This is a genomic window from uncultured Citricoccus sp., assembly GCF_937871995.1.
GTDB lineage: Bacteria > Actinomycetota > Actinomycetes > Actinomycetales > Micrococcaceae > Citricoccus.
On the sequence record NZ_CALMQR010000132.1, the window covers coordinates 65274 to 73183 of the forward strand.

The window sequence follows — 7910 nt, forward strand, 5'->3', positions numbered from 1 at the left end:
CGCGATCGTAGTCAGTTATCCAGACGTGGCTCTGCGGAGATAGTCACGCCCAGCGACTCCGCGAGTTGATCCAGCAACAGCCTCCCGGTGCCCTCCAGGAGAGAGCCGTTGGCGTTGCGCGCCGGGGACAGGCTCCACCGGCCCCTTTCGTGGGGCACACGGTCGGCGAAGAGTACGGCCACCTCGGCTTGTGTGCGTTCGGTGAGTTCAGCCTGGCGTGAGTGCCAGATGATCCCGTCGAGGTGCTGGTCGGCATGGATCGCCCGGGCCACCTGCCGGGTGCAGGGGTAGTGCTCCGAGGAGCTGCTGGCGATGTTCATCCGGTCCAGGCCGAGCGCCTGGAGTTGCTCGTCGCGAAGGTCGACCAGCTGTAGGTCCCTGGGCGGTAACACCTGTGCGTGCAGCTTCCCGAGCAGGGACATCTCCGACACCACCCGGGACCCCACGCTCACGTTGTGAAGACTGGTCTCGAGCAAGGCCGCCTCGAGCGTTTGGGCCAGGTACAGGGTCGGCACCCTGCGGCCGGATTCCAGGGCGTCGAACGGTGAGAACCGGGTGTCGCCGAATCCTGGGTTGGGCTGGCCGAAGCCGTCGCGTGCGTCATAGACGCGGAACCAACGCCGGCTTGAGAAGAACGGCGCCGAGGGAAGGCCCCCGGAACGGGCCAGCTCCACCAGCTCGGTCACGGCCACAGTGCATCCGTCCGGGTCCGGGCACTCAAGATCCTGGGGGTCGAACTGGATGCTCACGCGATGTTCGACTGGGCCCGGCGGATTTCAGCGGCATACCTCTCAGCGGCCTTCTGGGCGCGCCGAGGATCAGTATGTGCCAGTTTGGCAGGAACGTTGTCGCTGAGCAGGCCCGTGGGCTTGCAGAGCCAGGCCCACAGGGACCAACCGTCCAGTCCGGCCTCGCTCAGCGGCCGGACGAGATCGGCTACCTCCGGTCGGAGTTCGCCGGCACTGGTGAGCTGCACCGAGGGGATCAGCGTCTTGCCGTTGAGCTTCACGGTGAACAGCTCGTTGTTCTTGCGCAGGCGCGATACCCATGTCCGCACCGAGGACGGTGGTACGTGCCTAAACTGCGCCAGTGACTCGTGGGTCTCGTAGCCCATTCCGAGCAGTTCCTCGTTCAGGGCGGCGCTTCGCAGGATCTGACGCTGGGTGGCCTCTGGCACCACGGGCATATTGACCTTCAGCATGAGCTGATTGATCGACGCCGCCAGGTTGTCGCGGGCGGCGACCTTCATGCCCTCAGCGACCTGGAGCAACTGAAGGGCCTGCTGCACGCGATCCTTGCTGACGCCAGTCACCTCAACATGCCCGGCCTCTTCAGTGACTTCTACCCTCTCGGGGACCTGTGCGCTCATGACGCCACCTCCAGTACCCCATTGTAGCGATGTATCGAAGCGAACATAAGATGCTACAGCGCTTCAGCCTTGACTACCAGCTCGGTCCTGGAGATCGACCAAATCAGTCCTCGATCTCGTCGGCCTGCAACAGCCACGCACGGAACTCAGAGAACACACGGCGGATCTTGGATCCTACGGAGGCCACTGGCAGCTTGTGCTCATTTATCCACCGCAGCACGGTGCCCTGGCCGACCCGCATCAACTCAGAGATCTCATCATGTCTCTCCATATTCTGGGACACCGGCTGGCGCCCGTTGAGATCACGATACGAGCCGAGTGGTCCCAGATTCGGATCCGTCCACAGGGGAGCCTGTGGATGGAGAGAAACCTGCCCGCCCTCGTCCGTAGACTTGTAGTAGAGCACCGAAAGCCCCAGATCAATCCGGGGTGGACTGGTCTAGGGCTCGGCTCATAGCTGGACACTATGGCCTCACCTTAACCGGTCTGGCGCAGTGCTCTTGACGGGTTACGGCCCGGAACGGAGGAGTGCTACGTGGCACGCCGAGTGAGCAGAAGCTCCAAGACAGGACAGTTCGTCAGCCCCAAGACCGCCAAGGCAAGCCCGAAGACCACCACCACTGAGCGGGTCGGCAGGGGAACCTCGAACGCACAGCCGGTGAACCGGTCGGCCATCACCGGAAAGTTCCTCTCCAATGCCTACGCCAAGAGGCACCCGGACACCACCATCAGGCAATGGGTCTGAGATGAGAGCGAAGTTCACCATGTCGGGCAACTTCGAGAGGGACCTGAAGAAACAGGTCCAGTCAGCCGTTAATGACGTCACCGCGGACTACCAGCGGATCTTCGACGACGTGGGCCGCCGCTACAAGGGCCGTCCGGTCTCGCAGATCAAGCCGGCGCTGAAGCGGGCGGTTGAGGCCCGAGGCGGCAAGTTCACCGACCCTGAGCTCACCCGCTACGCAGAGCACATCGCCAAGGGCACGCCCATCAAGATGCAGGTCAAGTAGTCACGCTCCGCCCCGGCTCCTGGCAGTCAACATGATCGCCCCGGCGCCGGGGCGGCGCATCAATGGAATGATTCAGATCTGTCGTTTTCCATAGTCGGCATCATGGTTACCCATTCTGGGAGACCTGTCCTGTTCGTGATTCGATCGTGCAAAGAACCTCGGGCCCTCAGCCTCATGAATACCGCCCGCACCACCTCACGGACGCCGCGCAGCATTCCACCGAAGCAACGGGCCAGCTGCGCATACAGGCACCCACCAACGAGGGAGGACAGTGACCCTCGAGGCTCTGCACGCCCCCCGGGCCGGGCACGCTAGTTCACGCTCATCTACCACCGGACTGGACCGGTAGGCCCACCACGCGACCACTACAGGCAGCTGCAATCCGCGACCCGGGAGCCGGGTGGGGGATCATAGAAACTGGCGAGTCTGCATTGACTTGCCAGTTTCCCTTCTTTGAAACCTCGAGGGTGTATAGGCGGGCTGGAGGCGTTATGAAGATCGTCACGTTGAGAGTGAGCAATTTCCAGTCGTTCGGCCCGGACTCAACGGCGATCGATTTGTCGGACCTCACCTACGTGCTGGGTCCGAACGGCGCGGGAAAGACCGCGGTTCTCGAGGCGTTGTCCAGGCTCTTTAGCCCGATTGCGGCACAGCGCGCGATTCGGCTCAGCGATTTCCATGTTCCGCACAGCATTGCCGACACAGGGACCGACGACGCGTCGTCGACGTTGTGGATTGAGGTGGATCTGATTCTTCCAGAGAGTGCGGAGGATGGACGGCATGCGTCGGTGCCTCCCAACTTCTCACATATGCGGATCGCGACCGAAGACGGCGTCCCGCAAGTCCGCGTGCGTCTGACCGCGACGCTCGCGCCGGACGGAGTCGTCGACGAGAAGATTGAGTACGTCCTGGATGCCGATGAGTCCGGGCACCCTGAGAAGACCGAGTCGATGTCTCGCTACGATCGGGGCCATATCGAGGTGCACTATCTTCCGGCACGCCGGGATCCGAGCGAACACATCGCCTACACGACGTCGTCAGTCATTGGGCGAACACTCCGTGCCGCGGACTGGGCCGTGGAACGCAGCACGCTCACCAAGCTCAGCGACAAGATCACGAAGACCTTGACCGCGAATGCGGCGGTAGCGAGCATCGGTGTCGGGCTCTCTGCCGAATGGAAAAACCTGCATACCGGCGCGTTCTTCACCGACCCAGCTATCGCATTCGGTCGAGGCGAAATCGAAGGGGTCCTGCGTCAACTCACCGTCACCTTCTCCCCATCCCATGACGGAGCGGCGTTGCCCTTCGAGCGGCTCTCCGATGGACAGAAGTCGCTGCTGTACATCTCACTGGTGCTGTCGTGGCAAGTCCTCGCGCGACGGGTGCTCGCAGGCCAGGAACCGTCGCTAGATCCAGACAGACTGCGACCGCCGGTACACACAGTGATCGCTTTGGAGGAGCCCGAGAACAGCCTCGCGCCGCAGTATCTCGGCCGTATCATCCGGCAGTTGCGCGGCGCGTGCGCTGAAGGAGACGTGCAGGCGATGGTGGCCACGCATGCGCCGACATTGCTGCGTCGCGTCGACCCGGAGACTATTTGCTTCCTGCGACTGAACGACGAGAGAGAAACGACAGTGGACCGCATCTCTCTCCCGGAAAATGACGAAGAAGCCGCGAAATACGTCCAGGAGGCCGTCGAAGCTTATCCGGAACTGTACTTCTCACGCCTCGTGGTTCTCGGCGAAGGCGCCAGCGAGCAGGTCGTGCTTCCCCGAGTCCTGGCCGCGGCTGGCATAGCAGAAGACGACGCCTCCGTGTCCGTGGTACCCCTCGGCGGTCGGCACGTGAATCACTTCTGGCGGCTCCTGAACGACCTGCAAATCCCGCACGTCACCCTACTCGACCTAGACAGTGGCCGGTACCAAGGCGGGTGGGGACGCGTGCGCAATGCGTTGACACAGATCAATAAGACCAAGCAGACGTATAGGCAGGAACACATTGATCGCCTGCCGCAGTGGAACGATGATCTGGACTTCCCGGTTTACGAGAAGGAGGGAAAGTCTGCTCTGCGTGTACTTGAAAAGCATGGCGTGTTCTTCTCAAACCCGGTCGACCTGGACCTGATGATGCTCGATGCCTTTCCCGCCGCATACAACGCGAAGCGCAGCACACCCGACGATCAGACGATCGTCGCCGTCCTTGGAAAGAAGCATGCCGGTGAAGACCGTCTCGAAGAGGACGTGCGCGGCCTGTTTGACGACTACCATGCGAAATTCGATCTGCGTAGCAAACCAGCCACCCATCTGGCGGCCCTCTCGATGATCCACGACGACGAGCTCAACGACGGGCTCCCGGACGTCCTGGGTCGACTCGTTGAACACGTGCGGGCCCGCTTGAAGGAGCTGCCGGAGTGATCAGCCCGGAGGATTGGACCCCAGTCGACGGGATAACCCTCGAACCCAACGCCATATCGGCGGTGAAAGCGAGCACCGGCAGCGTCGTCGTTGCAGCGGGACCGGGCGCGGGCAAGACCGAGCTTCTCGCGCAGCGCGCGGATTTCCTGTTCCGCACCGGTGCCTGCTTGTATCCACAACGAATCCTCGCGGTGTCATTCAAGGTGGACGCGGCCAGGAATCTCCGCGAACGAGTGCGACGCCGGTCCGGCGCCCGATATGCGGCCCGATTCGACAGCTTCACCTTCCACGCGTTCGCGAAACGAATCATTGACAATTACCGACTTGCATTAACCGGACCGGACGCCCTGAACCCAGACTATCGAGTCGACCGAAAGACTCGGATCGAGCGAGAACAGATCACCTTCGATGACATGGTGCCGCTCGCACTCGACATTCTCGAGAAGAACCTCTATGCCCGCGGCGGCATCCGCCAGACCTACAGCCACGTGTTCTTCGACGAGTTTCAGGACGCCACCGATACCCAGTACAAGCTCATCAAGGTCGCGTTCGGCGAGTCCGCCGCCCTCTTGACGGCGGTCGGTGACGTCAAACAACGCATCATGGCATTCGCTGGCGCTCTTGACGGAATCCTGCAAACATTCGCCGACGACTTCGACGCGGTATCCCTCCCGCTTTACCAGAACTTCCGATCCGCGCCACGGCTGCGACGAATGCAGAACCGGATGATCGCCGACATGGATCCCGACGCTGCCAGCGACATTGGGAGCCTCGCCGGTGACGACGGCGTCATCAACATCTGCGAGTTCGGCTCCGACGTTGAGGAAGCCGAGTACATCGCTGATCTTGTCAAAACACAGATCGACGCAGGTACTCCGCGAGCCGAGATCGCGATCCTGATCCGGCAACAACCGCATTTAATGGGTGCCCCCCTTTTCGACGCACTAACAACACGCGGCATTCCATTTCGAAACGAGCAGACTGAGCAGGACCTGGCCGCTGAGCCCGCCGCGGCTCTCATCCTCAACTTCATACGCGTGGTCGCCGACGACCGTCAGCCAACCGCCTATGCGGAGCTGATGCGCGTTGCGTCCCGACCTGACGCGTCAGAGGAAGATGCGCTCCGTTTCGACCGGCAACTCAAACGCCTCCTTCAGGAGGCCCGCAGGGCGCTGCGGGCCGCCCCGGAACTCGCGGGTGAGCTTGCGTTCTGGCGAGCTTGGACGGACAAGCTCATCAGGTTGGTGACCCGCCCGGCGCTGCTCGCGCTCTCACCTGGATACGCCCAGGGCTCCCGGTTCGATGATCTGGTTGATCAGGCGTTGCTTGCTTTCGAGGCAGCGCTGCGCCTCGCTCCTGATCCGTCAGTGGCGGTTCAGCACCTTTCCGACACCGACGCCATTCGCATCCTCACGATTCACAAGTGCAAAGGCCTCGAGTTCGAACACGTTATTATCCTTGGCGTCGAGAACGAGACATTCTGGGGAAAACCCGATCGGGCGATGGCGGAGTTTTTCGTCGGCGTCTCGCGCGCGAAGACGCAACTCACCCTTACCTGTGTGGAGCACCGCAGACGTCCCCACGGGCACACCGGACGGTGGGACGCAAATCGCACTGCGCACGAGACCTTCCTCAATTACGCGCTAGACGAGTAGCAAGGGTGTGGCTGGCCTGCCACTTTGGGAGTGACGATGGGTCCGCGGGCGACCGCTGACTCGGTTGGGCTGGCGAGTGTCGACGAGGCCGACGCGAACTGGAGGCGAAGCTCGTCGCCTTCCGTCGATGCGCACCAACTTGCCCCCGCCGGCTGCGGGCCAGGATGGCGGTGCTCGCTACTTGTATGGTGCGATTTGTTGCCATCGCACCGGCGGGTATCGTGCCTCCGTGGCCAACATATTCCCGAAGAACACGTGCCTGTTTTGCCCCAATGCGAGCGTCGGCGTCGGCGAACATGTCTGGCCGAGGTGGTTCATTGCCGACTTCGAGGGGCAGGGGCCGTTCACAACAGCTCGTGCGGGGGTTGTATATACGAAGCGTGACCGAACGACTCCGCACAACTCGAGCGCGTTGCAGAGTGTCCATGTCCCGTGCTGCGAAGAATGCAATTCGACTCTCGACACGACGATCGAGAAGCCCGCAAAACCTGTCGTGCGCCGGCTGCTTGGCCATCAGGACTCCGCCGATGAACTCGTCTTGTCTGCCGATGAGTGCGCGGCCCTAGGCCGATGGCTTTTGAAGGTCGGCATTCTCTCAGCGCACCCGGCTGCCAGGCACGATCATCCTGGGCTGCAGCGAGACCCTGATCTGCCCACGCTTGGGAGCGTCCGGCCTGAGTGGCTGGAGTGGATGCGCGCGGGGAGAACACCTCCCGATGGCTTCTCGGTATACATCACTCGTCGCAACCTGAACGCCGAGGACGCTGTGCCCGTCCTCAAACAGCACATCGCTCTTCCGCGATTGGTCGTCGATGGTGAAGACCTCAATTTCATGAGCCGGTCATTCGGGCTGAGCGGCGTTAACGCCACGATTGTGTGGCATCCAGGATGGCCGATCATCCACGCGCAGGTTGATTCTGGTCGCGCCGTACGACTATGTCCGGATCCGTACGAGGTGGATTTCGGGCGGCTGCCAGAGGTGCACCCCCAAGAGTTGGCGTTCCGGGATGGAGCCATCGCCCCCTTGATGGTCTCTGCCGAGGAGTTCGCGCAAGCCGCACAGCAGGCGTTGAGTGTTAACCACGACGCGCACACGGCGCTCTCCGGCAACACCTTCCACTCTGAAGACTGACCCGAAGCTTCCTCGAGTTCCGGTGTCCCCCATAATCGCAAGGTAAAGCCGAGCTCATAGAGCACCGCTTCTTCGATGGGGATGGTCATGATGCGATTTGCTCGGTGGGGAATCCTTGCCGAACACAGATACGGCCCTCGTCGTGAGCCCCATCAGCCCCAAGACCCCTTGCTTTTCAAGAAATGAGCCGTGCCGCTATTTATTTTCGCGAGGCCCCTCGCCTATCGCGGAAGCTCACATCTTCGGAACACGCCGTGCAGCATGTCTTACTAAAGGTTCCTTTGATGCGACGCCGGACTGGGTCTCCCGACAGCACCCGCCGGTCGATCC

At 62.0% G+C, this 7910-nt stretch carries 8 protein-coding genes; 5 read left to right on the top strand and 3 right to left on the bottom strand.

Translation table 11 applies throughout. The features are described 5' to 3' along the window. Positions 1 to 11: 11 nt before the first annotated feature. The 3 genes from Q0283_RS15315 to Q0283_RS15325 all read right to left on the bottom strand — a co-directional run bounded on the left by Q0283_RS15315 (position 12) and on the right by Q0283_RS15325 (position 1775). Positions 12 to 749: an RES family NAD+ phosphorylase gene (locus tag Q0283_RS15315; protein WP_298045420.1), complete on the bottom strand. Its 738-nt coding sequence runs from the start codon at positions 747 to 749 to the stop codon at positions 12 to 14. After that, entirely contained in the window at positions 746 to 1369 is a 624-nt protein-coding gene (locus Q0283_RS15320) for a hypothetical protein (protein ID WP_298045421.1), read from the bottom strand. The genes Q0283_RS15315 and Q0283_RS15320 overlap by 4 nt, the downstream gene beginning before the upstream one ends. Positions 1370 to 1472: 103 nt before the next feature. Next, positions 1473 to 1775 (bottom strand): helix-turn-helix domain-containing protein, encoded by a 303-nt coding sequence (locus Q0283_RS15325; protein ID WP_298045423.1) that lies wholly within the window; start codon positions 1773 to 1775, stop codon positions 1473 to 1475. A gap of 141 nt (positions 1776 to 1916) precedes the next feature. Here Q0283_RS15325 and Q0283_RS15330 point away from each other — a divergent pair, with 141 nt between their 5' ends. From Q0283_RS15330 to Q0283_RS15350, 5 genes are all read left to right on the top strand, one after another. Further along, positions 1917 to 2114: a hypothetical protein gene (locus tag Q0283_RS15330; RefSeq protein WP_298045425.1), complete on the top strand. Its 198-nt coding sequence runs from the start codon at positions 1917 to 1919 to the stop codon at positions 2112 to 2114. A gap of 1 nt (position 2115) precedes the next feature. Then, positions 2116 to 2379: a hypothetical protein gene (locus Q0283_RS15335; protein WP_298045427.1), complete on the top strand. Its 264-nt coding sequence runs from the start codon at positions 2116 to 2118 to the stop codon at positions 2377 to 2379. Between the two features lie 491 nt (positions 2380 to 2870). Continuing rightward, on the top strand, positions 2871 to 4793 hold the full coding sequence (locus Q0283_RS15340) for an ATP-dependent endonuclease (protein ID WP_298045429.1): 1923 nt from the start codon (positions 2871 to 2873) through the stop codon (positions 4791 to 4793). Further along, positions 4790 to 6448, top strand: coding sequence for an ATP-dependent helicase (locus Q0283_RS15345; protein ID WP_298045430.1), 1659 nt, complete (start codon positions 4790 to 4792; stop codon positions 6446 to 6448). Before Q0283_RS15340 ends, Q0283_RS15345 begins: the two co-directional genes overlap by 4 nt. Positions 6449 to 6677: 229 nt before the next feature. Next, a complete protein-coding gene (locus Q0283_RS15350) occupies positions 6678 to 7580 on the top strand; it encodes a hypothetical protein (RefSeq protein WP_298045431.1) in 903 nt (300 codons plus the stop codon). The last annotated feature ends 330 nt before the right edge of the window (positions 7581 to 7910 follow it).